We start from the raw sequence: 26,298 nt of genomic DNA, 5'->3' as shown, positions 1-26,298 counted from the left end.
GAATTGTCTGCAATGCGGCGATATTGAGAATAAAGAACATTGGGTGAATAAAGTTCATAAAGTTCACGGCAAGGTGAAGGTGGCGTTGCTATTAGATACAGATAAAAAAGAGAGCCACTTGGGCTCTCTTTAACGGTTTGTAGCTTAAGACATATTTAGTATTTTGGGCTCATGATGAGTTGGCTAGTGTTGAGCCTTTGAGCAGTTCAGTCGCTGTATCGAAGTCAAACTCTTCTAGCGAATTTTCCAACCTCTTGAACTCAGAAGGTGTTAATCCAACCACCGTACCGTCCTCAATGTTAAGAATGATGTTGAGTGCTTCAGTGTCATCATTGGCAACGGCTTCTAACAACTGATGGTACAACTCAGTATCTGGCTGATTCGTTGCTGAGTCAGCACCTGCATCTTGTTCATTGGAGTTGTCGGTTGTGGTTGCTGTTTGGAATACTGCGTTGGAGATCCCCTGACTGATCTCAATCGTAGTTTTAATAACGTTCTGTTTTAGTTCGTCATCGGTAAGTTCGGACTCCAGCTTATCACACAAGCTATGTAAATCGCTCGCACCTAGGTTACCAGCCACACCTTTAAGGGTGTGCAAGTAACGCTGCTGAGCAGTACTTGATAGCTCAGCAGTTAAGGTATCTTCGTCAGAATATGCTTCAACAAATCGCTTCAATAACTTCATGTAGAGCTTGTGATTGTTACTCGCCCGCATCAATCCCATGTTGGTATCGAGACCATTAATGGCAGGCAATGCCTCTGGTTCACTCTCTGAACGGTTGTCATCTTGTGGAGTTACACTCGACTCTTGCAACAAAACATTGAATTGCACGGGGTTAGATGGTGAAACCCAGTTGGCTAAGGTAGCGAACATAGAGCCGACATCAATCGGTTTTGCGATGATGTCACTCATCCCACAGTTGAGTGCTTTCTCTTTATCTCGTTCCATCACGTTTGCGGTCATTGCGATGATAGGAGTTTGAGTGTCTTTTATCTCGTTACGAATATGCTCTGTCGCCTCGTATCCATCCATGATCGGCATTTGACAGTCCATCAAAATGCCATCGAAAGGGGTCTCGTCAGCGTTGGCTTGTTGATAAAGATCGATGGCTTGTTGCCCGTTCTCTGCAATGGTGACTTTAATCTGCTGGCCCTCTAGCAGCTCAGTGGCTAGCTCTTGGTTTATCTCGTTGTCTTCAACCAACAAGATGTTAGCGCCAGCCAGTTGTTGAACATTGGCAAGTTGGTACTGTTGTTCCAGTTCGCTGCGAGATACGCGGTCTGAGTCGAGCCCATAGAGGGATACGATAGAGTCATAAAGGTGAGATGAAGTAATCGGCTTGTCCAAAATACTTGGAACGTCGAATCCTCTTTGGGTAATGGCCTCGGCAAGCTCTTCACGACCGTAAGCGGTGAGCATCATTATTTTCGGCTCTTTACTCAATGATAATCCGTGATTGAGTGCTTCTAGCAGGTCAACACCATCGCGTTTAGGCATTTTCCAATCGGAGATAATCAGATCAAAGGGCTTGTTGTTAGCATCTGCGGTGTGGAGTTCAACTAAAGCTTCATCGACAGAGGCACTTAACGTCGGAGTCAGTTTGAGAGACTCTAGAATATCGCCAACGATTAAACGCGCACTGGAGTTGTCATCAACAACCAGCACTTTCAAATGATTAATCGAAGCAGGAACCACCACTCGGTTTTGGGTTATTGAGTGACTAACGCGAGTCGCGATCGTAAATGAGAAGGTTGAGCCTTTGCCTAGTTCCGTTGAAACGTGGATGTCTCCCCCCATCAACTGGCTGAGCTCTTTACTAATCGCCAGCCCCAAACCCGTACCACCATATTTTCGAGTGGTAGAGCTGTCGGCTTGCGTGAATTTGTTGAACAATTTAGCGGCTTGTTCTTGTGTCATACCAATGCCACTGTCTGAAACAGCAAAGTTGAGCTTGATGTCATCGCCATTTCTTTCTTCGACAGAGATTGAAATCTTCACTTCGCCTTTCTCTGTGAACTTAACTGCGTTGTTACTCAGGTTAATCAGGACCTGACCAAGCCTTAATGGGTCACCAATCAGATTGGTTGGCACATCACGGTCTACTTGGATAAGGAGCTCTAGCCCACGCTCAGAAGCACGTAACCCAACTAGGTTGGTAATGTTGTCGAGTACGTTCTCAAGGTGGAAATCAACGTTCTCTATGTCTAATTTACCCGCTTCGATTTTGGAGAAATCGAGAATGTCGTTGATAAGGCCGAGTAGGGTGTCTGAAGAGAGTTTTACTTTGTGGATGTAGTTACGCTGTGCCTTAGTTAAGTTGGTCTTCAGTGCCAAGTAGCTCATACCAATGATGGCATTCATTGGCGTGCGAATCTCATGGCTCATGTTCGCTAAGAAATCAGATTTAGCATGGTTGGCCGCATCGGCTTCGTCACGTGCTACGGCTAAGTTTGTGGCAAAGTGCTCAAGGGCTGAGTGAGCTTTATTGGCGAGTAAGCCCATCAACATAATGATAAAGAAGAAGATCAAGCCACCAATTGCCAGGTGGGAAGACACACTTGAAGAGTCTTTTACGCTGTCACTTTCTGCCATGTAAGCTTCGACGACTAAATCGTGCAGTTGAGTGAAATTAGCGCTCATTTCCTTCAGCACTTGATGGCTGAGTAGCTGAGCTCTAGCTAGGTTGGTAAATTCTTCTTCGTAGAATGTTACGTGTTGATCAAATGCGGTAATTTTCATTTCTGGGGCGTATCGCGTTAACAATTCGCGCGCTTCAAGCGACACCGATTGCATCTCACCAATTAATGTAAAAACTTGCTCGGATATAATGGATTGGTCGTCCGATTTAGCTAAAGAAAAATCACGATTCAGCTGCTCGGATTGGCTTAATAGAGTTTGAATCACCAACAGGTTTTCACCAATTGACAGCTGAGATGAAAGGCGAGCTTGAGCATGCCCAATCTGTTCGTTGAGGTCAGTTAACAACCCTTGTTGCTGCTCATTAAGAGCCGTTGAAGCGCGCGATAGTTCTATGCCACTGCGAGACACTTGTTTGGTGATGGATGTTTTGAGTTGTACTGCCGAGCTCGACAAGCCTTGCAGTTGAACCAAGTTGGTGTAGTAACGGTTTTGAGCTTGTTGGACGGTTTGCAGTAATTCAGCGCCTTTAGGATCTTTGACTTCATTTGAAAGTTGCGAGATTAACGAAGCGATCTTCTGAATCTCAATCTTAGTTAACGTGTATATTTTTGGCGATCCGGTTAGAAGAAACTCTTTTTCTAAGTTTTGTACAGTGGCACTGAGTGTTGTCAGTCCGCCGATTTTCATCACTCGGTTAGCTTGACCCTCACTTAATACTCTAAGCTGCTTCACGTCTTGGCTAACGGTATCAATCGTGTCTTTGTGGGAGCTTTGCATCTCAGTGAGAAGATCGGTCGCTGCCAGCGACTTTCGATTCATGCGGTCGCGAGCAGTGTCACTTAATTCAATTAATTCAGTGTATTGACTGAATTGGTCCAGATATTTATTGAGTGACAGTTGTGCATGCTGATCGTCGTTATGCGCTGCAAAGGTTTCAACTAGCTGTTTCGTCAGCTCGGCTTCTTTGTTAAAGAGCTGCGCCGATTGAGGCTTTCGCTCGTTACTAAAAGATAGTTCGTGGACGCGAAGCTTATCAAGAGAGGTAAGCAGCTGAGTACTTACGGCGTAGTCCTCGATACCAACAAAGCGATTGTTTAGGTTAAACCATGCAGCAACAGCCACCGAAAACAGCACTATGGTGGCGACGATAAAAGAAATTAGGATCTTTTTAGAATCAGAGGCGAATCTAGAAACAGTATTCATAAAGTACCTGTGTGTATATAGTACCAGCGTACTTAGTGTTCTTGTTCATCAGTAAAAGAGTCTTTGATGGTGAGCATCTCGTCGAGCTTACTAATGAAGATAGGGACTAGGTTAGGGTCGAAGTGTTGGCCAGCTTGTTCTTGTATCAGTCCAATCGCTCTTTCAATCGGCCAAGCTTCTTTGTATGGACGCTCACTGGTTAGGGCATCGAACACGTCAGCTATGGCAACAATACGTGCACTTAGAGGGATATCTTCGCCTGACAGCTTATGAGGGTAGCCACTGCCATCCCACTTTTCATGGTGGTAAAGGGCGATCTCTTGGGCGAGTTTCAGCAATTTAGAGTCGTTGTCTCCAATAATATCGCCGCCAATGGTGACGTGTGTTTGCATGATTGCCCACTCATCCTCATCAAGCTTACCGGGTTTACCCAATATGCGGTCAGGAATGCCGATTTTACCAATATCGTGCATTGGTGCTGCTTGGAATAATAATTCCACCCACTCTTCACTGACGTCTAACTGCTGGGCAAGAATCTTGGAGTAGTAACTCATTCTTACAACGTGCATACCGGTTTCGTTGTCCTTATATTCAGCAGCGCGGCCAAGCTTGCGGATAATCTCAAGGCGGCTCATCGCTAATGCTTCCGTTCTCTGCCTAACCTTACGAGAGAGCGCTAGGTTTTGGTCGTACAGCGAAATGTGTGTCACTACACGAGCTTTCACAATAGGTGGGCTGACGGGTTTGGTGATGTAATCCACGGCTCCGAGTTCGAAGCCTTTTTGTTCGTCGACCACATCGGTTTTAGCGGTAACGAAGATAACGGGGATGTCAGATGTGACTGGGTCACTTTTAAGCCTGCCGCAAACTTCATAGCCATCCATTTCTGGCATCATGATGTCGAGAAGAATGAGATGGGGCTTTGGCGATGAGGCGGCGATTTTCAATGCCTTTTCACCGGATGTCGCCGCTTTGATTTTAAAGTCGTCGTTCAGGATCCCTGAGAGGGTATGGATGTTATCCGGGATGTCATCAACGACCAAAATAATCGGTTTTTCTGTCGTAATTTGATTCATTTTTCGTCCCTAAAAAATTTAATCAGATTGCTATGTTCTATGCTAATAAAGCGTAGTGGAATTTGGTGGAAATGCATGATTTCTGGAGGGTTAATTGTTGGTTTTGGAATCTAAAAGGAAATAATGGTGAACCTTTCTATGAATAGATATTTTATATGTTAACCTTTATTTAACAAAGAATAACTACATGGATTGTGTAGTAGTGCGATCAAGGTTGAATAGTTCAGGTTTTAGTTCGCTAAGACCGAATGATTCAGGGGTACTTAGTCGTTCAAGTAACTTTTCAAATCTATCGTGGACTTGTTACAGGGAGAACGTACGATGCCGAATACAGGGCTGACCCTCATTCAGAAAGACATGCTATCGCTGTTTGCGAATGCTGATTTGGTGGGTGTCACTAAAGTAGATAAAGTTAAGATTGCAGTTGCCGCTGCAACAGAAGTAGACAGCTTAACAGGTACCATTACTGAGGGCGTCACAGGAAGTGGAACAAGTCTCGCGGGTATGATTGAAAACATAACCGAGCAGATTAAAGAGAAATTCCTCGATTACGCTAAGAGCATAACCAGCATCGCGATGGATGACATTAAGGCGCAGATACTGAGTATGATTCCAAGCTTAGTTAAGCGAATCTTTGCAGATTTAGCACCTGCTATCGATGACATAAAAGAAGCTGCAACTCGTATCTACACAGCGTTGGGCAAGGCCGTAAACAACCACAAAACCCGTCATTTGAGCTCTATGAGCACAACGCGTGTTGGTGCTGATGTGATTGATAAAATCCGTGGTGAGATTCGTGCGGTTGCTATCCAAGATTCTATGATCGCATTGGCTCATGGTGGTGTGATTGCGATTAACCTGGCGAGCTCAGGTATCGGCGCAACGGTGACCAGTATTGTTAAAGCCGTACTTTCTATCTTCAATTTTTTCCGCGGTTTATACGACAAGTGGGTAATGGAACGTAAGTTTCGCAAGTTTAAGCAAGAGTGTGTGATGCTTAATCAAAAGCGAGACGTTATTGGTGCGAACTTCTTTCGTGACTGGTTCAAAATGAAGATGGAAGAGATCCCTGTGATTGCGTCCTACATGGTTTGTATGCCTTGTTACAGTTCGCCATATAACTTTTTATCTATCACAGACATTACGCCACCACCTCCGAACATGAAGACGCGATTAACTCGAAGAATTAAGCGCAAGTTTGGCTTTAAGGTGAACACAGATCCTTCTGTTATTAAGTTATCTTTCCAGAAGTCGACATTGAGTGCTTACGCCACGCTACAAGAAGAAGCTAAGGCGTTTATTGCAAATAGTGAAATCGCGCTAGAGAGTAATAAGCCCGGAGTGAAGCAGGTGTTGAACGCAGCGCGTGGTGAGCCTAACTTTATACCGGGAACGGATGAAAAAGCGTTCACCAAGGCAGTAAGAAAGCAGCAGGTCAAGAATTTCTTCAATGGCACAACGATCAAAGAGAGCGTAAAAGAAAGCCTAGCGCCTAAGGCACTCGCAGCGACGGTTGCTGGTGGATTGGAATCGCTTTTAGTGCCCGAATAACTCTTTGTGTCTGAATAACTCCTAGCGCCCTAAAAACTCCTAGTGCACTTGAAACTTAGCCACTAAGGTTAAAAGTAAGGCTTAATGTGTTTAAGCGAATGCAAAAAGCGGATGATTGATCATCCGCTTTTTGTTGTCTGTAGAACTGTAGATATGGCCGGTTTATCTATGCTGCTTTAATAGAACCTGATACCGACTTGGCAGTACACCAGCATCTAACAGCTCTTCTAATATGACGGCGAGCGCGAACCAATCATCCAGAGTGTTTGTGACTGACTGGTGCCTAGAGTATCGAGGAGTGTAGCTGTCAAAGCGAAGTACAGAGCGTTCAGTTCCTATTTTAGTGACAGAGCCATAGTCGATAAGTCGAGCTTGCCCTTGTGGGCTACAAATAATGTTGGAAGGTTTGATATCACCATGAACGAAACCTAACGTGTGTACTTGATTTATGACCTTTTCTAGCGCGGTCAGCCAGCGATAAAGCAAAGGCTGTGTGGTCTTTGAGTTGGTTTGAATGTCCAATAGTGTCTGACCATCAATGTAAGAAAGTACTAAGCAATCGCTCTGATGGCTAGAAAAGTAATCACAATAGTTCGGCCAGATATCTTTTCGATTGTAGTCGGTCTTGAATTTAGTATTGGAATAAAGAAATTCCGCCTCTTGTTTTAGAAAGTGACGATGCTTTAGCTGTTGAGCGTACTTGATGGTCACTAGTCCCCAGCTAGAGTGCTGGGCACTGAACACTCTTGAACTTAAACGAGTTAGGTCAGTATAACCATGATGCTGGAGCACTTTCTGAAGCTGTCCATCGTTTAAATTCCTCTGATTAGAAGAGGCAAGGTCTTCGGAGAATTGAGCTCGCCTCGATAGGGAAGGCAAGCTATTTGAAGGAGCGTTATTAGATCCCACTTGGCAGAGAGAATCCAGAGAAGAAGCCAGGAACAAACGGATTCGATTGACCTTGAGTTTTAATGGTCAGTTTCACCTTACTGTCACCATAAACAAACTCAACCTGAGTGTCTTGTGCCGAGGTAAAGTTCACGTTTGGTTCGAACAAGCGGAACCAACTCCATGTGCCTTTCACAGTGTTCTGCCCAATTGTAGAGTCCTGCGCATTGAGTTGAACGCCTAGCTTCTCGATAAACTTCGCGTCACCTTGCCACGATTGTTGGCTCCATAGCGTTGGACCATGACGATAGGTAAAGATCGGCTTATCTGAAATGATCGAAAACTCTGTGATGTTGGGCGTCATATCGACGGCTTTCAACTGGAAGTTAATCAGGATATTGGATGGATCGGCTAAGAATAGGGCGCTCTTTATATCAGCAGCTTTATCCATCATCGTCCAAACGTCAGGTGTGATCGACAAGCCCGTACCTGGAAGTAGCCCCGGCAAGTAAGGCGCTTCGTCGCTGTCTTTTACGAATCCGTTCAGGCGAGTTTGAGAGAACTTGTCGACAATCCCGTTGGTCACGAAGAAGGCTTTGACATCTGCCACACTGACATCCGATTTAGATTTTCGGTTGAATGGATAGAATGAAGCTAAACGCTGTTGATAAGGCTGATAAATTTCATTCGACCAAGCTGTATTCAGATAGTCGTGAGCCAGCGACATTACCGTTTCATTGCTCTGGTATACCACGTTATTAATCAGCTCTTCAGCGACCTCTAAATGACTGTTGGTTAGGCTGGATAGTGAAGCAATAGGGTTACCAGCTTGCAATGTAACGGACAGCGTATCAAAGGCTACCTTTTGTGGCTCCTTAGTTTCGTAAAACTTGTCTCCCCACTTTTTAGCATTGATAAACGCCGTAAGAAGGTTATCTATTGGCTTTTTACCTTGGTCATTGGCCGAAACCTGCTTCTTGTACGCTTGGAAGCTAAGAGATATTTGGCGAGCAGATTCTTTCTTGTCAGCATCTTGAATCGGCATGCTTGCAGGATCTTGCTCTTTGTCATCCTTCGCAGGGATTTCGAGCTCCACATAGGTGTATTTGGCGATGGTCGAATACAAGCTGACGATCGGGTTATTGCTCGCTTCTGACAGGCTCGTTAGGGCATTTTTCAGTTGCGTTGGATCGGCTACTTCTTTGACTTCGACATTACGAACTAAATCGCGCCAATAGTTGATGTAGTCGTTTTGGTAAGTCTGCTTTAATTCTCGACTGATGCGGTGAAGTTCTAATGCACTAGGATAAGCGCCAGCTACGCCTTCATAGGACTGCAAAGCGGACTTAAGAGTAGGAGAGTTCACTGATAAATCGAGTTCGTTAAAACCGGTTGGTGTGTAGATATACGGAACCAAGTAGCCAGCGTAACTTGGCGAAAACTGAAGTACTGAGCCGAAGTTGTCACCTAATTCACCGCGAATATCGACGCGTTTGGCATAGGCTGTCGAACTTTGGATATGTTCGTACAGTAGGGTTTCAATGCCCGTTTGGGTGATGACTTTCTTGGCAAGACTTTCTAAATCATGATTCGATTTTATCGGCGTCAGGTTACGCGCAAAGATGTCATTAAGCAGCACGTCTAATTGAGCGATGTTGACGCTATCAGCTTCACCTTGATCTTGCAGAGTACGAACGTAGTAGTTCTTAAGCTCTTGGACGTTGGTTCTGTCTTTGCTAAACAGTAAACGATAGTTATTAAGTAAAGAGAGAGTCTGTGATTGATCTTCTAAGTTCACATAGACGAACAAGTCTTTCTCGAGTGTGTTCTCCATAGAAGGAATCAGGACTTGTTGTAGCTCTGTGAAGTATGCTTCTTCGACTTCTTCCTTGATACTTGGGTTTGGCATAAACGGCAAGCTATACCAAGGTTCAGGTTGATTATAAAGGTTGTAGATTCGCTGCAGTGAGAACAGATTTGGAATATTGTCCGCCATGTTTTCGATGTCGTAAGGCGATGCCGAGATGGCTTCCTTATAACGTTCTAACATCACATCGGCTCTGGTCTCGCGTTGGTTCTGGAAGTCAAAGTCGAACTTAATCACCAGCAATACCGCGGCAAGTAAGCCAATCCAAGAGAGTGTAAACAGCACTTGATTGACGAGCAGGGTGTTCTCTTTGCGCCTGTTTACGCCGACCAGTTCGTGCTCCGATAGAATCACGTGAGTCATCAGGTATTGGGCAAACAAAGTCTGATTAACCGGGATTTGCTCATTCTGCTGATAATACTCGTGACCGACAGAGTAAGAGACAGCACTCGCTAGTAAGTCTGATTGTGCTGAGCTTTGACCATCATGAGTGAAGTAAAAGCCTCTGAATTGCAATGCATCACTAAGTTGCTCTCCACGATACAAGCGATTTAGGAATAACCAAAGGTTCTGTTTCAACAAGCCAAACTGGAAAGGGGCGCTAGCAATAGAGTTTCGGTAATCTTGATTCAATTGACCCGCAAGTGCATTACTCATGTTCGCTATCAGTTCACTGATTAAGTGATCATATTCATCATTAAACCAGTTGGCATCGATGCCACCGTGTATCGAATAAGGAGCGGTAGCACCGAATACTTCATCGCGTTTCGACTCATCAAAAGCGGAGAAGAACTGACAAAAATCGCTGATGCTGCCCATATTGGAGATAACGTTATATATCGGAAGGCTGACCCCAAATGCTTGATTAAATGTCTTTATCGTTGATTTGAGTTCGTCAGCTTGCTGCGTAATCTGTTCATTGTTTTCCAATAGTGAGGAAACGTCAGTGGTAAGTAATAAGCCATTGGCCGCTTGTCTTGGTCGCCACGCGGTTAGGGACTGGCACAGTGTTTTCAGGTACTCAGGATGTTGGTCTTCACCCATACTGATTGATACCAAAATTGAATGCTCACTGACCCAAAACAGGATAGGGAATTCGATGTCATTGCCGAAATCATCAAGTTTATAAGCCTCATAACCCATCTGAGTGATGATGCTTTTGTCTTTGTTCGGGTTTTGACTTAACAGCAAATAGATAGGCTGGTCGTAACGACTGGTTAAGCGAGTTTTGCGCTTTTGCCCGCTGATCATACGCTTGAAATGGTTTGCTAGTTGCTTTTGTCTTTTCTGAATCAGTTCTTTGTCTAGTGACTCTTCTTGTGATTTTGCGCTGCGCTTAATGAGCACCCAGTAGCAAATAAAGCCGATAAGCGTGGATATAATGGCGACAGTCGTCAGCGCCCACACCAAATAAGCATTGAGTGGTGTTAATAGAATGACGCTAGAGGCGACGGTAAAAAAGGCGACAGAGGCTAGGGCAGAAATGCCTACTGTTTTTTTTACATTGCCTGACTTGTTTGATTTGGCATCCGGCATAATCAGTTAGACTCTTCCTTGTTTAAGTCATGCGCAGAAGTGCGAACAATAATGGCGTTTATTTGATCGTTTTCTACGTACCATGCTTTGGTCGTTCTCGCTTCTTCTGAGGTGTTTGCTCTCAATATCACTCGGTAGTATTTTTTGTAAGGCGAGATAATTGGCTCATAAGCGGACGGAGATAGGTTATTAATGAACGCCTGAGCATTTTTCTTACTTGAGAATGTCGCGAGCTGTACCAACCAATTGGCTGTGCTTGGTATGAAGTTGGTGGCTTGTGATGCTTCTACCGCGTCTGCTTTACTCGCGTGACGAGGTGGGCTCTCCAAGTCGTTATCTTGGCTGATGAAGACGATGTCTTTGATTTCACCAGACAAAACGTAACGCTGGCTAAAGTTCGGTAAGAAGGTGAAATCTCGAGCTCGTTGCTCATGGGTCTTGGTGTACCAAAATTCCGTTAAGCCAATGCTGGTTGCTATTAGACAAAAGAAAAATAAACTGGTGATGAAGTAACGCTTGCGTCTGGTTGGTTTCCTTACTTCAGGTAGCTTTACTTTAGTGCGGCAGTGAACGCCACTGGCAGTACGATATTGGCTAATGGTTTGTTCTAACTGATGAACGAACGCTTTTAGCTGTTCAGCGCCGCCTTCACGATATTGGCCTTTGAACCCAATATTGATGAAAAGGTAGATGATCTCCAGAAGATCGATCAGCTTGTGTGGTTGTCTTGCGGCTTTTTCTGCGACAGAGAAGAACAGTTCGCCACCGTTACGCATACCAAACAGTTCACTCAGCAGGGTTTTGTTTTCCCAGCCTCGTTTCTCTCCCCATTCGGTGTAGATGATGAACTCATCAATAACCACGGCATACAAAAAGCAGAGCTTGTCGATAACGGCAATAGGGTAGGTAAGCTCGGTCGCTTGAGCCTTTATGTCGTTAATGCCTTGAATAAACTGCTCTCGGAAAACGGTTAAATCTTCCGGTTCAGACAGTGTCGATATCTTGAGTGTCTTAGTCAGCAAATCACTACTGATGTTGATCAGTTGATTTTCTGCCTTATCAAAGTGACGCAGAAACTCTTCTTGGGTGCTGGTGGAATGTACCGCCACCAATTTAGAAAAAGCCTGGTCAGACTCTGTATTCGTAGAGCCTTTTGACGCTTTATCGATGACCAGTGTTTCTTCGTCTAAATAATCCATAGCCATTATCTCAACGCGTACAGAACGACTTCGAGAGCAGGTATACGAGCATCGACGTGCAGCGCAATCGCGTCACGAGTATCAAGCATATCTAGCCAGTTTCTGTCTTTGGTATCGACCTCAAAATACGCGACGCCTTGCATCGGCTTCAGCTCACTTGGCGCGATAGGCAGTGGCGTTAACGAGATACCAGACAGCGAGCTGCGAACGAGTTCCACAATCTTGTTGTTACTGCTGAGCTTAGCGGAAATAGGGAACAGCTCATTAAGCTCTGTGCTGCTGATGTCAGACTTAACACTCAGAACGAAACGACGGTTATAAACGCTGCTTGGATCTTTGATTAGCGTGCGAAGTAGGCGGCGTTTTTCAAACAGCGAAATATCCCACTTGAACTCAATAACCGAGTCTTGTTGAACGAGTGTCAGTAAGTTTCTTAGGCTTGAAAACAGCGGGTTAAAGTTGTCGTAAAGCTTGTCATATTTTAACGGTTGGCACTCATCAGGAATCGCCGGTGTTAACGCCATGACTTGCGCTTCAAACTGCTTCAACTTTGAATACAGTTCGTGCGTCGGGTATTTAGTGTTGCTGATGGTTAATTCAAACCACGGCAGCCAAGTGTTGAGCGTTTGAAGCCACAAAAAGTCTTGCATCATCGACTGGGGACTTTTTTGCCCTTGGCCAGCCTCGATGCGTTTCAGAAGGTTTTGAGCTCGGTTACTGACCAACGCATGAATTTCTTTGACTCGTTCGCTAAGTAGCGTTGAGGCACCGTAATGTAAGCATGCTGGTATGAAGGCTCTATCGAGCATCACTTCATCAGAATCACTAATTTCTAAAATCTTAGCGACGGGAATTAGGGTAAAACCAGACGTGTCTTCTCCAGCGAATTTGAGACCGATATTAAGCTGGGCGACATCAACTTCAACACTGGCGTTTTCAGAGGTTGAGGTATCGAATACGTTGATGGAACGGGTGATGTAGCGGCTCTGTTCTTGACCGTCTTCACTGTAGTCATTGTTGCCTTGTAAAGAGATTGGCAGAGCAAGATAAACAATAGTTTCAATGGTACCTTGCGAAATGTCGACGACGATTTCTTGCTTGAGATTAAACTGGGTTCCATCAGGGAACACACCAGAACAACTTGGGATAGACAGCTTACCGATCTTCAATAGATCGTGGTTCAGCACTAATTCAGTGATGCCAAAGAAAGGGGCAAAACCAGCCAGTGTTTCGATGTTCTGACGAATGTAGTTTTGCACATAGCGATCTTGCTGCTGAAAGTGCTGAGGCGCAATAAACATTCCTTCTTGCCACACTACTTTTTTGAAAGCGTCCACGTAAAATCCTTTTCTATTATTTTTATATATTGGCTTTTTTATTAAAAGATTTGCCACCAGCTCGAGTCAGGCTGTATCACGGCCAACTCTGCTTTCTTCCCTGTAATTGTTAACTCTAATGTTTGCTCTGGGTCGGAAGGCATCATCAAAACGGTTTTGGTTGTGCTGTTCTGGTAATCTGCGAATTCGACCAGTGCTGCAATGTATTGAGTGTTCTTATTGATATCTAACGTCAGCTTTTGTTCTGAGCTCGGCAGTACAATGGGTAATACCTGTTTTGAAACTAGGTTTGCTGCCAGTAACTGCAAGTCATTGTTGTATAAATCAATAAACGGAAGTTGCTTAAACAGTTGTTGATCCGTTAATTGGTAAAGCCTAACCACTACAGGATTGGCTTGGTCGTCATTGTATTGGTTGACTGTCGCATCCGCTTTAACGGTCAACGAGTATTGAGTGACAACGGGAGCTGGATCCGATGAAGAGCATGCTGCGATCAGTAAACAAAGCGATAAGAGTATGAGACGTTTCATTCTCTCTCCTCACTTTGCTTTTGCATGTTCTCCATAAACAGCGCTTTGAACTGACGTCTGAAATCTCCGTTGTCTTGGCGGTGTTGGAAGTGCTTTCTGTAGATCTTCCAATACTTCTTATCTTTGTTGGTAAAAATGCCGCTACTTACGTACTCACTAAACTGGTTCTCAAGTTGCTTTGGTGCAAATTCATTGAGGAACTGATCAACCGTCTGTTCTAACGCGTCGAATAGTGCTTTTTGTTGTAGCTGTGGATTCTGTAAGTACTGTTGGTTTTTCTCGGTTAAGGTAATGAGCTTGTCGATCGACTCTTCTATACGCGTATTGTTATCAACATTAACTGGTAAGTACTCTAGTTCAGCAGAAGAGAGGGCGTTGCTATCGCCATGAGCAATTTCGTCTACTTCAATGTTGGGTATCACTTTGTCTTCGTCTAAATCTTCAAAAGGGTCAGACGAGAAGGGGTCGTCACTCAATACATTCTTCGAAGAGAAATTTGAGGCTTTCTTAACGGTTGCGACTTCTGGTGTGTCATCTAAAAAGTCTGTGTCGCTGTCGTCCAGTTTTAAGTTGAAAGGTTCTATAAAAGTTTCATCCTGTGTGGTGTTATTGGCCGCGCTCACTTTTGGGTCACTTAATAGGCTCACTAACAGTGTGTAACCGCCCAGTTTGATGATGTCACCATCGGTAATGACGTACTCTTTCTCTTTTGCCAGTGATTTGTCGTTCAACGAAACGCCGTTGTTACTGATGTCTTTAATCACGTAACCACGGTCAGTGGGGTAGAGTTGGCAGTGAGTTCGAGAGATCCATTTCGTTTGATCGGGTAGCGCAATATCACATGATGGGGAACGACCTAAGCTTCCGCCACTTTCTGGCAGATACGACACTCTGGAGGAAACAACCTCTTCAGCAGGTACAGAAATCATGTGGACACTGATGGACAATGGCTACTCCTTGCACTTGGATATGGCTGAGTTAAAACTATCTAGGAAACCTGAGTAGGTTTTAAGAAATCGATTCGAAAAATAGACCCCCATATCCTTGGTATCTAAATTCGTCGAATTGAAGTAATCGAGTGGTAAAGAGGCTTTATCCAATTCTCTTTTAAAGACCAACTCATCCTCTAAAACAACATCAATTTCCCTTTGTTTTAAAAGTCTTAGTAATACTTTAGCATCTCGTGGCTGCTTAACGACGTTAAATCCATTACGTTTTAGCCAAAACCATTTGTTTGAGCCAAATTTGGCAGAAAAGTTAAGGTTTAACTTTGACAATTCATCAACCTTCGGTTCCACTCCTGGGCCAAAATACCAATTCAACGTTTGCTTCGCGATAGGCGCAGAGAGCGTTGCGTATTCATCTCGTTCTGAGGTTTTGGTTGCCACGAAGAAACCGTGTTGACTGCCACTATGAACACGCAATTGCGCATCAGACCAAGTAGTCATAGTTAGCTGATAAGGTTGTCCCATCATACCTAAGGCGCATTTAACCTTGTCTAAGGCGATTCCTTGCATTGAGGCATTTTCATAGGTTTGGTACGGCGGCCAATCTTGCGTAGTCAGCATTAGGCGAGATGGCCCAATTTTGACTTGAGCGAAGGCACTCACCGACCAAAACGTCGAGATGAGTAGGGTGACTAACGATAATCTGATGGTAGAGGCTCTAGTTAACATCATTAGAGTGTCCTATCACTTCAGAAATCTTCAATATTGACACTGGCGGGTAATAGTCGAGCTTATGTGCGGCCTCGATATTAACAATATAGGAATATTGGCTAAGTGACTCTATCGGAATGTCTGAAGCTTTTTGAGTTCCTTTCAATATGTTCTTCGCTTTGTATCCAGCAAATTGACCAACATTGTAGTAACGACTGACAATACCAAATAAGGCCTTATGGTTTCTTATTGGGCTTTCGGTGGCCGAGAATGTGGGGATACCTTTCGAATGTAGCCCTGATACGACTTCCCCTCCTTGGGTGATGATGTATGAATCAGGTGGTAAATAAGCCATATCGACACCATCACGTTTCATATTGTTTATCGTGAGGTTAATTAAGTCGCTGTTTGACTTACTTTTATCAATGTTTAATGGGTACAACATAACACGCTTGTTATAAATTTCCGATAACTCCATCATTTTATTTGCGGTGATAATCGAATTATTTTCGTCAGCGTTATATATAACCCCAAGGCTTGAAATGTTATTGAGCTTTTCTATCGCTTTAAACTGTATTTCATGGGGTACGATATGCGATACACCAGTAAAGTTTCTCTCTTTTGATGATAAATCAGCGATCAACTTTGAACCCACAGGGTCGGTAACAATACTGAACACAACAGGCGTGGAGTTATTCAGTCTAAATTCGCTAGGGTCAGTGTAATTCCCTAATAAATTCAAGGTTATAGTGGTGCCGAATGAATAAATGAGATCAGCATCTTTATATTCTAAATCCCTAATATGTTGTTTGAGCTGTGCTTTATCTCTATTTGCATCAAGAATCGTAAATCTTACATCGACGTGTTGGGATAAATAATCCATGAAGCCTTGTTCTGCATCGGTTACCCCTCTCCATAATAAAAGAATGACGTGTTTTTCGTCACTTTTAGCGAACGAGAGTGGGGCCATTAAAATAAAGCTAAGAACGAACACTATAAATTTCATGATTGTACCCCTAGCTTTTGTTTATCCGACTTTAGAAATATTGAGAAAAAGACAATTAAGCTAAAGGAACTTGCGAGTAGTGATGCGCCGAATATAAGAATGGTTTGGTCGTAACCGAAGATACTCAAACACACCCCGGCTAGCATTGGTCCTGCGATATTACCGATACGTTCAGTCAGTCTGAAAATACCGATGATTTTTCCTTTCTCGATTCCTTGACCGGAAAGCAGGTCGATAACCAAAGGTATTTGTGGAGAAACACAGATGCCGTGAGCAATACCAATAATTATCACGATCAGCAGTAACCCCAATGTGCCTTGGAAGAAATAGAAATTAAGTAAGGCGAGGGATGAAAGTAGTCCACCAATAAAGATAAAGGCCATTTTGTTTTTGAGTTTATCGACCAGAATGGCACTCAATGGCGAAATTAATATGATAGCGAGACCGTAAGCCATAATCACACGCCCAGAAACAGAGCTGCTTTCGCCAAGGAATTGCAGGTAAACAGGGCAGATGTAGTAAAGGAACCCTGTGAGGACGATCTTCGCTGGTATCGCACTGAATATCGTGATTAAGGCGAAATACTTATTGCTCAACAGCAGCTTAAAGTCTTTTAACTTAACGGGCTTGCTTGAATTACTGGTGTTCGATTTTTCAAAAAACACATACACGAGTAACACACTGAGCGTTGCCAATAATCCCGCAAGCATAAACGTTTCTGAATAGCCCAACTTCTCCGCAAGAATCCCACCAATCGCAGCACCACATAACGAACCAGAGAAGAAGGCTGACAAGAACGTTGCCATGCCCTTGGTGCGGTTAGTGTCGTTTGTGGTATCGGACACATAACCTTGTGCTGAAATGAAAACGATGCCGTAGCCAACGGCAGTAAAAGCGCGAGCGACGAGTAACAGTTCAAGGGACTGAATGAAAGCCGTCGCGACTAAGCCAATACAGGTGATGAGCCCACCTGTCATTAGCGAGTGTCTTCTGCCTACTTTGTCTGACCAGTAACCTGCAAACGGCAGCGAGATAGCCCAACAGAGCATGAACAGGGATATGGGTAAACTAGTGACAAGGTTTTCAGGAATCCAGCCGGTGGTGTTTTCCAGCGAAGAGACGAACCTAGGGAAAAAGGCCAATGAAGATGCTTCAGAGAACACCAATAAAAAAAGCGGTAGTCGAATGAATCGAAAGTCTTGTTTGTCGATATCTTGCGACGGCTGACTTGGGTTGAGCTTAGTGATGGCTTGATTGGTGAGGCTAAGCAGTTTGCCAATTTCATCGCGGGTCGAGATCTTCGCCAAATGATTCACGATGTCTCTATTCACTAACATGAACACTTTCTTTACTTGGTTCCATGGCGAAATAATCATGAAGTTACACATAAACAGAATGATTTCAGCCACTACAAGGCAAGAGGCAACCAACACGGTAATCATATCCATAACGCTCTCTTTGAGCAGGTTGATGATCAGGTTGTTGTCGGTAGTGACGTTCAGTTGAATCGTATGGCTGTTGTTGAGTGAAAATGTCGATTCTCGAATTGAAGGATGTTCAACTTGCTCTGCTGGGTAACGATAAGAAGTGCCAGACTGTCCTTCGAAGTTAATCGAGAGAATTTCGCTATGATGATCAACGAAGAAAGCAAACTCCTCTTCTAAGCCATGCAGTTTGTCGTCAGGAACTCCCTTATCAAGTAACCCTTTGATCATTTGATTTAATGAGTCACCAATTAGGTTTGATTTCTGCTCGAGTTTTACTTCGTAGAGTTGGGAAAATTTGTCTAGAGATTGATACGAAACCCCTAGGTTGGCGACGATCGTTAGAAGGATAGCAAGTGAGATGATAAACACCGGAAAGTGTTTTGTTTTTAGCTTTTCAAACTTAGACAGTGAGTTTGGAGATTGCAGTGCTTTGTGAGCTTGGGTAATGGTTGGAAGCAACTCATCCGAATCAGCGGCGGATTCAAATATCGCGGTTGCGCCTTTTACTCGGCCAACAATACCTTCTAATAGGTATTTCAAAGCGACAAATGCGAATAAGCAAGAGAGCAGTATCCAAATCGCCGAGTAGAGAAACTGAAGCTTGAGCAAGAAGGTTTTTTGTTGCTCTAACAGGGTCGTGGAGTAGTAGAGCTTAACTTGGCCTTCTACTAATCCAAAGGAATTGGTGATGTCTAGAGACAGCTGACGGTCACTTTCTTGATTTCCCTCTCCGGTACCAAACAGTCGTTCACCTGACGTTGAGACGACCACCAAAGCGGTAATGCCATCGACAATTTTTAAACGGCGGTCCAACATGCTTTGGATGTTTGAAATTGCAGAGAGTGGTAAGCCTAAACTGATGGCTTGGTTGATGTCGTTATGTGTTTCTTCCAACACAATCTCATAGATGGAATCGGAGGTTTCAGTCAGCCTTTTTTCGAAATTGAAATAGTTTAGTGTTGCATTTAAGGTGATGGAAAACAGCAAAACCGCCATGATGGCCAGCATCAACTTAACCCGAAGAGACAGGTTAAGTAATGAAGGTTTGGTCAAGGTTTGGCTGGCTTTGCTGTTCATTGATTAAGACCTACTTAATAGATAAATCGAAGTCGGCACTGTTGTTCGTCGCGCTAACAGTCACTTGAGTAATCGGTTCGCTGCGGCTGAGTCGACCAATACATTCTTCAGCCAATCTCGGCATCAATGAACGATTAATGATTTGCTCAACAGCACGGCCACCGGTCGTAGGATCGGTATTACGGTCGACAACAAACTGAATGAAATCCGCGTCCCAAGTGAATGAAGCCTGATATTGCTCCGCAAGCTTCTTCTTGATTCGGTTTAGAGAGATCTCAGTAATCTTCGCGAGTTCTTCATCATTAAGCGGGTAGTAAGGAACAATGGTGGTTCGACCTAAGAAAGCAGGTTTAAAGTATTGCTGCAGGTCTGGACGAATGGATTCAAGTAGCTCGTCGTTGTCGATACGGTCTGTAGACTTAGCACACACGTCACAGATAGCTTGATCGGCGGCATTCGACGTCATAATGATGATGGTATTTTTGAAGTCGACGGTTCGACCTTCACTGTCTTTGATATGGCCTTTATCAAAAATTTGATAGAACAAGTCATGCACGCCAGGGTGTGCTTTCTCCATCTCATCCAATAGAAGCACTGAGTAAGGGTTACGTCGGATAGCTTCTGTTAACACACCACCTTCACCAAAGCCGACATAACCCGCAGGTGAGCCGAGTAACATAGAGATCTTATGTTCTTCTTTAAACTCGGTCATGTTGATCACGGTAAGGTCGTTGCTACCTCCGTACAGTTGCTCCGCAAGTGCCATGGCGGTTTCGGTTTTACCCACACCGCTTGGTCCACACATTAAGAACACACCAATAGGTTTACGATTATCGGTTAAACCTGCTCTAGAGATACGAATCGCTTTTGCGAGCTCGTTCTTAGCAACATCTTGACCAATGACTCGGGTATTGAGCTCGTCTTCTAAGGTAAGTAGCTTAGCAATCTCATCACTCATCATGTTGCCGACAGGAATGCCCGTCCAGTTGGCAATCACTTGAGCGATGGTGTTGTCGTCAACCATGGCATAAACCAAAGGCTCTTCACCTTGTAAGTCTGCTAGTTCGGTTCGCAAAGCATCAAGTTGCTTCTGTTTGGTGGCGTCGACCGCATCTTGCTCTTGTTCTTCAGTGATCTCTTGTTGAACTGTTTTGATTTGATCGACTAATTCAATCTCTTTTTCCCAACGGGTGTAATACGCAGCTAATGCTTGTTGGTTTTCTTCGATAGATTGTGCCAGTTCTTTGATGACTTCTGCGCTGTTTGAGAATAGGGCATCTTCTTTTTCTAGCGCTGACTTTTCATTTTCTTGGTAACGAATAGTTTGCTCTAGCGTTTCCAGTACCTCAGGCTTAGCACCTTGAGTCAGTGCGATTCGAGCACTGGCGGTATCAAGCAGGCTGATCGCTTTGTCTGGTAGCTGGCGACTTGGCAGGTAACGAATAGATAGATTAACCGCAGCTTCAATTGCGGATTCAGCGATAAATGCACCATGGTGAGCTTGCAGTGAAGCGGCTACGCCACGTAGCATCTGCATTGCATCTTCGGCGTTAGGTTCTTCAATGGTAACAACTTGGAAGCGGCGTGTTAGTGCTGGGTCTTTTTCAAAATACTTCTTATATTCTGCCCACGTTGTTGCTGCAATGGTTTTGAATTCACCACGTGCTAGCGCTGGTTTTAGAAGGTTGGCTGCATCGTTTTGTCCGGCAGCACCACCAGCACCAATAAGTGTATGGGCTTCATCGATGAACACAATGATTGGCACTTCAGAGCTTTTCACTTCGTTGATGACATCTTTCAGGCGGTTCTCAAACTCACCTTTGACGCTTGCACCCGCTTGCAGTAACCCAAGATCGAGAGAGTGGATTTGTACGCCTTGCAGTGCGCTTGGTACTTCATCTGCTGCAATCCTTAGTGCTAATCCTTCAACGACCGCTGTTTTACCTACACCGGGCTCACCTACCATGATTGGGTTGTTTTGGCGCTTACGGCATAAGATATCAATCGCTTTTCTGACTTCAGCATTACGGCCTGAAATCGGGTCGATGTTGCCGTCAATCGCTTGCTGAGTCAGGTTAACGGTGTATTTGCTTAAGGCATCGTTACCCGCAGGAGTGGTATCAACTGAACCGTTAGCAGAAGGCGCGGCTGTATTACGTGCGATTGGGGTTTTCTTGATCAAGCCTTGCAGTGACTCTAGTGACACGCTGCTTAATGCTTCAAGTTGTAGGGTACTTACACCGAGCACATTCTGTTGCATCAAAGCTTGAATAAGGTGCAAGCTGACTATCTCACCATGGCCGTAGTTTACGGACGCGATCATCCAAGCATCTTTAATTAACTCAGTTAAGCTGTGGCTCAATGTTGGCTGACCTTCATTGCCCTTCGGCAATATGGATATTTTCTTTGTCAGTTCATTTACTAGCGCGTCTAATGAGAGCTTTTGAGACTCGCACAATGCCATGATCTTAGGATCTTTCTGGGAGATGAGTTGCAGAATCCAGTGTTCTGTTTCTATCGCTCCAACACCTTGGTTCATCGCCGCGCCCGCAGACGCTTCCAGTGCTTGCTTAAGCTCGGGAGATAGCTTTCCTACTAAGTTAGTGAGAGTTACTTGTGTCATAGTCAATTCCTTGTATCTCTATAATCTATACATTCCGTATTACGAACTACAAAAGTAAAATCTTTACAGTTTCATTGGGGTTACGCTCAGGGGCTAGGTAGTCAATCTCACCCAAACGAGCAGCCATAGAAACGTTGCTTGATAAACGGGGTCTGGTTAAATATGAACGCTTAACGTTCAGGTAAATGGCAACGGGCGTGCTGTCTTTTAAATAATGCTGCGTCAAAGACAACACCGCTTTAGCAAACTGGTCATCTTGCTGAATCTCGAGAAACTCATTTCTGTTTTTTGGGGTAACAAAAATACTCAAATTGTTGAAATGGGCGAGGCAGGTTTTTCCAACTAAAAAACCTTGGCCTAGACGACTGTTGAAATCGCGATTAGTACCGATTCGAGTCAATGAATCTGAAGGTAGAAGGCGTCGTTCGAAAGCTTTACATTCCACCTCAATCGAGTAGGGGAAAAAGTCATTTAAGATCTTTTTCAATATGGTTAGGCTACGACTTTGTTGGCTCAGAAGAAGCGAGTATTGCAGATACTCTTTATGTTCTTTCCCTAGCGCTGCAAAGTGATTCAATAATGCTGTTTTCTTTGGGTTTTGTTCGCTTTCAACCAGCAACCAACGTCGTGCATTGGTTCGATAGGTAATTTCGAAATGTCTTTGGTTGAACACGTCCAGAAAATCTTGCAGAGAATGATCTTCGTTGTGTATCGCCGCTAATAGCTCTTCGTAAATATAATTCGGTATCACGCCTTTAACGCCAGAAAGCGCTTGTTTCGCTAGTCTGAGCTTGGCTTTATTTCCCTTCAACGAAAAATATTGAATCTCCTGAGGGTTGCCCGTTGGCATTGCTTCAGACTTCAATTGAATCTGTAACGGCGTAGTACTTTGGGACTGAAGTTGCTCCAACAACCGCATCGCCTGTGAAAAGTCGTATTTTTCAGGCTGAGTCGCTAAATCCTCGATGAAGTGCTTCATATCATCTCCCTATGACCATCGCTTTGGCTATCTATAGCTGACGGTGTTGCCGATATTCGTTGCGTTATAGACACAATTGACTACCGTGAATTTTCGGGTACTTTTTGACGATACCATCTCGTCCGTAAATACGGATCTTTAGCTGGATGTATCGGTCAAAACTACAAAATTGTTGGAAGAAGCGGTTCAACACATCGGCAAATGCCAAGTAGGGTGATGTGGCATCAAGCGTCAATTCAATCTCAGTACCGGGAGAGAACACGTTTTTTCCCAACACACGAATAGCCGATACTTGGGAGTTAAATGTGATCGAGTGAATCATCTGAATTTCAGCACTTGATACCTGTTCTCGGCTGCACAAACTCAACATGTGTTTGAGGTCCGCGACTGGGTTGCTCGATTGCACCAAAGACGAAAAGTTGGTGTTCAACAAACTAATAAATTCCCAATGGATGTTTTGGTCAACTTCCTTGGTGATGGGCGCTGAAGGTGGGTAAATAGGTGAAAACTCACCAGGTAAGTCGATGCTTTCTAGGCATTCTAACGTACCGCTTACGCCACACGCCTGCTTACCATTCGTGCACAGTAAGTTGGTGCCGAGCAGTTTACTAAATTCAGTATTGGGCGTTTCCGATAACGAGATTGCGATGCTCATTTCACCGAAGTGATTATGTTTACTTTGCCAGTAGTCGTATTGTTGATTGTGAGAATATTTCTCTTTAAAAAGCGGGACTAAAGGTATCTCGCCATTGGGCGTAATCTCATAAACATTCTGAATTTCAATGATTTCGATATTGTTGTCGCTGTGTGCGTCTGCATTGACCGGAACTGAAAGGGTTCGGTGATCGTAAGGGATCGGTTCGCCTGTTTGTTCGAACAAGTTAATTGCGGGCATCACGTTCAGTTTGAAAACATCTTTGTTGAACAGGCGGATAAACTCAGACGGTAATGAGGACATGAACAAATTGATTACGATTTCAGACTCGTCAAATTGGCTCGCGTATTCGGCAAAGTTCTTAAGTCTGAAGAACTGTCGTTTCTCTTTGAAAAAGAAGAACTCGTTGATCAGTTGGTAGCCCGTAAATTGATTTCCGTGTTCTGGCAGAAATTTGAACTCTAGGTCACTGATTCGATTCTTAAGCTGGTGGCTATCGACAGTGACGTGTCGAGCGCACTCACTGTCTGAAATTGAAATCGATAAGGTATTGTTGAGAAGGAGTTCGACTAACGAATCTGCATTGTTCTCAAAGCCTTTGACGAAGAAGTCGAGATCGTTCAACTCCAAATGGCTGAAATGAACTTCAGGATCGCCTGTACTCAAAGAGATTTGAACAACGGCAGAGCTTTGATTAGCCGATTTCGGTCTGTTAAAGCTAAACGGAGCGCTTAAAGCCTTGATGTTACCTAAATTAAACGGGGCTATTTTGAGTTCATCAACGGTTCTAAATAGGCATTCGTTTTTGGTGTTAGTGCTCGAAAACAGTGAACCTTTTGGTAACGTGCTCGATTCAATCGGACCATCTTCCGCAAGCAACTCCAAATAGGCAACGCTTGGAACGGTTTGAATGTAAGAAGGGTAGAGGACGCTTAAAATGCCTTCAATCACCTCAGGTAGTTGCTCAGAGAGTTTCTTTTCTACTTTCGCATTCAAAAGTGCTACGCCATCTAATAGACGAGCCATACTTGGGTCTTCAATCTTACCCTGATGAATATTGAGTTTTTCAGCGTGCGTTGGATATTCTTGACCAAACTGCCCCAATGAACGGCGCACAAAAGCCAGTTCTTGCTCGAAGTAACGCATAATAGGTTCAGTCATAGTTATCTTCTTCTAAAGAGGTCGTTAAGTCGCTCAATGCGATTTTTGAATCGAAGATCAGGTCTTGTTCGCCATGGCTGGTTTTTACCTTGGCAATGATGTTGAACGAAAGCGAGTTGTCGCCTTCTTTACGCTCCCCGAGTTCAACAGAAATATCATGTAATCGAGGTTCAAAGCTTTTGATCCAGTTTTCTATGCGTAAAGTAAGCTGTGTTTTTTCTAAGGTTGCACTCAATAACTGAATATCTTCGATACCAAATTTCAAGTTAGAACGATTTACTTCGATCAATCTGTTATCGATATCTGTCAGTGACGCCTCGGCTTCTAACAGCTTAGTGAGATGGAACTTGATGTCTTCAATCTCAGCATCCTGATAAGGCTTTGAATCGCTGATAAAGGTTGTCCAAAAGCTCATTACGCCACCTCGTTTAGATCGGTAGTTAGAACTACTTCGCCACTGAAGTAATCAAACTGGTATTGAGGAACGATGCGTAGAGTGCAAGCAAAGCTGCCAGCTTGAGCGCTAGACTCTGTGACACTCACTTTAGCGAAGCTTAATGGGTATTTAGATAAGGTTTCTTCATTGGCAAATGACACGTTGCTTGAGAATTTTTCAATCCAGTGTGTCAAAAACAACTCACATTCAGTGGCATTATTGAAGCTGCCGATCATCTCTCTGACCTGAACTTTTAAGTAGTGAGCAATTCGGCAAGACATAAGTGTGGTTTGAATCTGAGTAAGTACCTTGTCATTGTCGCTTTGCCCACACTGCCAAATCGAGTTATTGCCATTAAAGTAGAACTTGTCGGTTAAAGGGCTTTTCGCTAATGGGATAAAGCCGCTCTGCGCGTAGAAATTCGACAGTTGTCCGAACAAGCTAATGTCCGTTACTGGCTTTTGCAGATGACTATCGAAATAGTGATTCGCAGGGAGGTTGATGACGGCGCCTTGAAGCTTATCGTTCCAACGGGATTTCAAAAAACCAAACCAGTTAACGCGGTGAAACTCGCGCATGATAGTGGTGGCCAGTACCATGTTGGCTAAACCCCAAGCTCCTTTACCTTGTTCGTTATAAATAAAGCCCGCTCGTCGGTTTTTGTATGCATCACGAAGGCGCACTTGAGGAAGTGCCATGCCGATAAAGCGAGAGCTCGGTTTGCTGCGTAAATCCTGCCACGCTTTAAAATCGGGGCCGGAAAGTATTTTATTGATACGTTCAATGTCTGATAGCCAATCAGCGCCACTTTCACCAAAGAAGGTCGAAACTGGGGAAAAGAGCATAGGGCAGAGTGTTACTTCGCCTAATTTCCCTAACAGTTCTACGGTAAATAGATCGTCGTAATCGGCGTCAAAATCAATGTCCATCGAGATAGGGTGGCTAAAGGTGATGCAACCAAACGGGTGACCACCTAAGGTATTGAGTTCGTTATTACCAATCTTGTTATACAAGTCACTGGATTTGGTCGAATAAGCTTGGTTGACGTCACTGGATATCTCCGCCCAATTCATATCGAGTAACTTTACATGAGCTCTTTGATAGCTGACGGGTAGGGATACGAGTTGTTGAAGGCTTAACCAGTTGCGCTCTAGCTTTTGAAATTCAGGTTCATGCAAGATTTCATCAAGCTGCAAACTGAGTTCAGTATCGATTGTTGATATAAGTGTTGATATCAATGAAATTAGTGAGGATTTAGAGCTTAAGGAGTGTTTGTCTAACTCAGATAACAGAGATAAAGCCTCTTTCATAAAGGTATTATCTGTGTCATCTAATTGATTGAATTTGTTTTGCCATTCTGTATTTAACTTCATACAAAATTTTTGGCC

The 26,298-nt window shown here is 44.0% G+C and carries 17 protein-coding genes; 1 reads left to right on the top strand and 16 read right to left on the bottom strand.

Annotation, left to right across the window (positions count from 1 at the left end):
• Positions 1-169: 169 nt before the first annotated feature.
• Positions 170-3,844, bottom strand: coding sequence for a response regulator (locus tag FLM53_RS00845; protein WP_176681093.1), 3,675 nt, complete (start codon positions 3,842-3,844; stop codon positions 170-172).
• Positions 3,845-3,876: 32 nt separating this feature from the next.
• The gene (locus FLM53_RS00840; protein ID WP_176681094.1) at positions 3,877-4,920 is read right to left on the bottom strand and encodes a two-component system response regulator; all 1,044 of its coding nucleotides are present in this window, start codon (positions 4,918-4,920) and stop codon (positions 3,877-3,879) included.
• 321 nt (positions 4,921-5,241) lie between these two features.
• Here FLM53_RS00840 and FLM53_RS00835 point away from each other — a divergent pair, with 321 nt between their 5' ends.
• A complete protein-coding gene (locus FLM53_RS00835) occupies positions 5,242-6,471 on the top strand; it encodes a hypothetical protein (protein WP_176681095.1) in 1,230 nt (409 codons plus the stop codon).
• Positions 6,472-6,633: 162 nt separating this feature from the next.
• Here FLM53_RS00835 and FLM53_RS00830 read toward each other — a convergent pair whose 3' ends face one another.
• The 14 genes from FLM53_RS00830 to FLM53_RS00765 form a co-directional block, all read right to left on the bottom strand.
• Positions 6,634-7,263 carry an AarF/UbiB family protein gene (locus tag FLM53_RS00830; protein ID WP_256867713.1) on the bottom strand — a complete coding sequence of 210 codons (630 nt, stop codon included), beginning with the start codon at positions 7,261-7,263 and terminating at the stop codon, positions 6,634-6,636.
• 106 nt (positions 7,264-7,369) lie between these two features.
• On the bottom strand, positions 7,370-10,762 hold the full coding sequence (gene tssM / locus FLM53_RS00825; RefSeq protein ID WP_176681097.1) for a type VI secretion system membrane subunit TssM: 3,393 nt from the start codon (positions 10,760-10,762) through the stop codon (positions 7,370-7,372).
• A 2-nt stretch (positions 10,763-10,764) separates the two neighbouring features.
• On the bottom strand, positions 10,765-11,961 hold the full coding sequence (gene icmH, locus FLM53_RS00820; RefSeq protein ID WP_176681098.1) for a type IVB secretion system protein IcmH/DotU: 1,197 nt from the start codon (positions 11,959-11,961) through the stop codon (positions 10,765-10,767).
• Between the two features lie 5 nt (positions 11,962-11,966).
• Positions 11,967-13,298: a type VI secretion system baseplate subunit TssK gene (tssK, locus tag FLM53_RS00815; protein WP_176681099.1), complete on the bottom strand. Its 1,332-nt coding sequence runs from the start codon at positions 13,296-13,298 to the stop codon at positions 11,967-11,969.
• Positions 13,299-13,339: 41 nt separating this feature from the next.
• Positions 13,340-13,828 (bottom strand): type VI secretion system lipoprotein TssJ, encoded by a 489-nt coding sequence (tssJ, locus tag FLM53_RS00810; RefSeq protein WP_065111257.1) that lies wholly within the window; start codon positions 13,826-13,828, stop codon positions 13,340-13,342.
• Positions 13,825-14,775: an FHA domain-containing protein gene (locus tag FLM53_RS00805; RefSeq protein ID WP_176681100.1), complete on the bottom strand. Its 951-nt coding sequence runs from the start codon at positions 14,773-14,775 to the stop codon at positions 13,825-13,827. The genes tssJ and FLM53_RS00805 overlap by 4 nt, the downstream gene beginning before the upstream one ends.
• A gap of 3 nt (positions 14,776-14,778) precedes the next feature.
• Positions 14,779-15,507, bottom strand: a complete 729-nt coding sequence (locus FLM53_RS00800) for a transporter substrate-binding domain-containing protein (RefSeq protein WP_176681101.1) — start codon at positions 15,505-15,507, stop codon at positions 14,779-14,781.
• Positions 15,494-16,492 carry an ABC transporter substrate-binding protein gene (locus FLM53_RS00795; protein ID WP_176681102.1) on the bottom strand — a complete coding sequence of 333 codons (999 nt, stop codon included), beginning with the start codon at positions 16,490-16,492 and terminating at the stop codon, positions 15,494-15,496. Before FLM53_RS00795 ends, FLM53_RS00800 begins: the two co-directional genes overlap by 14 nt.
• On the bottom strand, positions 16,489-19,056 hold the full coding sequence (locus tag FLM53_RS00790) for an MFS transporter (RefSeq protein ID WP_176681103.1): 2,568 nt from the start codon (positions 19,054-19,056) through the stop codon (positions 16,489-16,491). Before FLM53_RS00790 ends, FLM53_RS00795 begins: the two co-directional genes overlap by 4 nt.
• Positions 19,057-19,066: 10 nt before the next feature.
• Positions 19,067-21,679, bottom strand: a complete 2,613-nt coding sequence (tssH, locus tag FLM53_RS00785) for a type VI secretion system ATPase TssH (protein ID WP_176681104.1) — start codon at positions 21,677-21,679, stop codon at positions 19,067-19,069.
• A 46-nt stretch (positions 21,680-21,725) separates the two neighbouring features.
• On the bottom strand, positions 21,726-22,658 hold the full coding sequence (locus tag FLM53_RS00780; protein ID WP_176681105.1) for a type VI secretion system baseplate subunit TssG: 933 nt from the start codon (positions 22,656-22,658) through the stop codon (positions 21,726-21,728).
• Positions 22,659-22,722: 64 nt separating this feature from the next.
• Positions 22,723-24,474 carry a type VI secretion system baseplate subunit TssF gene (gene tssF, locus FLM53_RS00775; protein WP_176681106.1) on the bottom strand — a complete coding sequence of 584 codons (1,752 nt, stop codon included), beginning with the start codon at positions 24,472-24,474 and terminating at the stop codon, positions 22,723-22,725.
• Positions 24,467-24,889 (bottom strand): type VI secretion system baseplate subunit TssE, encoded by a 423-nt coding sequence (gene tssE, locus FLM53_RS00770; RefSeq protein ID WP_176681107.1) that lies wholly within the window; start codon positions 24,887-24,889, stop codon positions 24,467-24,469. Before tssE ends, tssF begins: the two co-directional genes overlap by 8 nt.
• Positions 24,889-26,283: a type VI secretion system contractile sheath domain-containing protein gene (locus FLM53_RS00765; protein WP_176681108.1), complete on the bottom strand. Its 1,395-nt coding sequence runs from the start codon at positions 26,281-26,283 to the stop codon at positions 24,889-24,891. Before FLM53_RS00765 ends, tssE begins: the two co-directional genes overlap by 1 nt.
• Positions 26,284-26,298: the final 15 nt, after the last annotated feature.

It is taken from the genome of Vibrio sp. Scap24, from assembly GCF_013394185.1.
GTDB classification, from domain to species: Bacteria; Pseudomonadota; Gammaproteobacteria; order Enterobacterales; family Vibrionaceae; genus Vibrio; species Vibrio pomeroyi.
This window is presented reverse-complemented; position numbering and strand designations above follow the sequence as displayed.

What these genes read in the sequence shown, in the direction of transcription:
- FLM53_RS00795 (WP_176681102.1), bottom strand. Translation starts at nt 16,492, where the DNA reads ATGAAATTTATAGTGTTCGTTCTTAGCTTTATTTTAATGGCCCCACTC.
- FLM53_RS00790 (WP_176681103.1), bottom strand. Translation starts at nt 19,056, where the DNA reads ATGAACAGCAAAGCCAGCCAAACCTTGACCAAACCTTCATTACTTAAC.
- tssM (WP_176681097.1), bottom strand. Translation starts at nt 10,762, where the DNA reads ATGCCGGATGCCAAATCAAACAAGTCAGGCAATGTAAAAAAAACAGTA.
- FLM53_RS00840 (WP_176681094.1), bottom strand. Translation starts at nt 4,920, where the DNA reads ATGAATCAAATTACGACAGAAAAACCGATTATTTTGGTCGTTGATGAC.
- FLM53_RS00800 (WP_176681101.1), bottom strand. Translation starts at nt 15,507, where the DNA reads ATGATGTTAACTAGAGCCTCTACCATCAGATTATCGTTAGTCACCCTA.
- icmH (WP_176681098.1), bottom strand. Translation starts at nt 11,961, where the DNA reads ATGGATTATTTAGACGAAGAAACACTGGTCATCGATAAAGCGTCAAAA.
- FLM53_RS00780 (WP_176681105.1), bottom strand. Translation starts at nt 22,658, where the DNA reads ATGAAGCACTTCATCGAGGATTTAGCGACTCAGCCTGAAAAATACGAC.
- tssF (WP_176681106.1), bottom strand. Translation starts at nt 24,474, where the DNA reads ATGACTGAACCTATTATGCGTTACTTCGAGCAAGAACTGGCTTTTGTG.
- FLM53_RS00845 (WP_176681093.1), bottom strand. Translation starts at nt 3,844, where the DNA reads ATGAATACTGTTTCTAGATTCGCCTCTGATTCTAAAAAGATCCTAATT.
- FLM53_RS00835 (WP_176681095.1), top strand. Translation starts at nt 5,242, where the DNA reads ATGCCGAATACAGGGCTGACCCTCATTCAGAAAGACATGCTATCGCTG.
- tssH (WP_176681104.1), bottom strand. Translation starts at nt 21,679, where the DNA reads ATGACACAAGTAACTCTCACTAACTTAGTAGGAAAGCTATCTCCCGAG.
- FLM53_RS00765 (WP_176681108.1), bottom strand. Translation starts at nt 26,283, where the DNA reads ATGAAGTTAAATACAGAATGGCAAAACAAATTCAATCAATTAGATGAC.
- tssE (WP_176681107.1), bottom strand. Translation starts at nt 24,889, where the DNA reads ATGAGCTTTTGGACAACCTTTATCAGCGATTCAAAGCCTTATCAGGAT.
- tssJ (WP_065111257.1), bottom strand. Translation starts at nt 13,828, where the DNA reads ATGAAACGTCTCATACTCTTATCGCTTTGTTTACTGATCGCAGCATGC.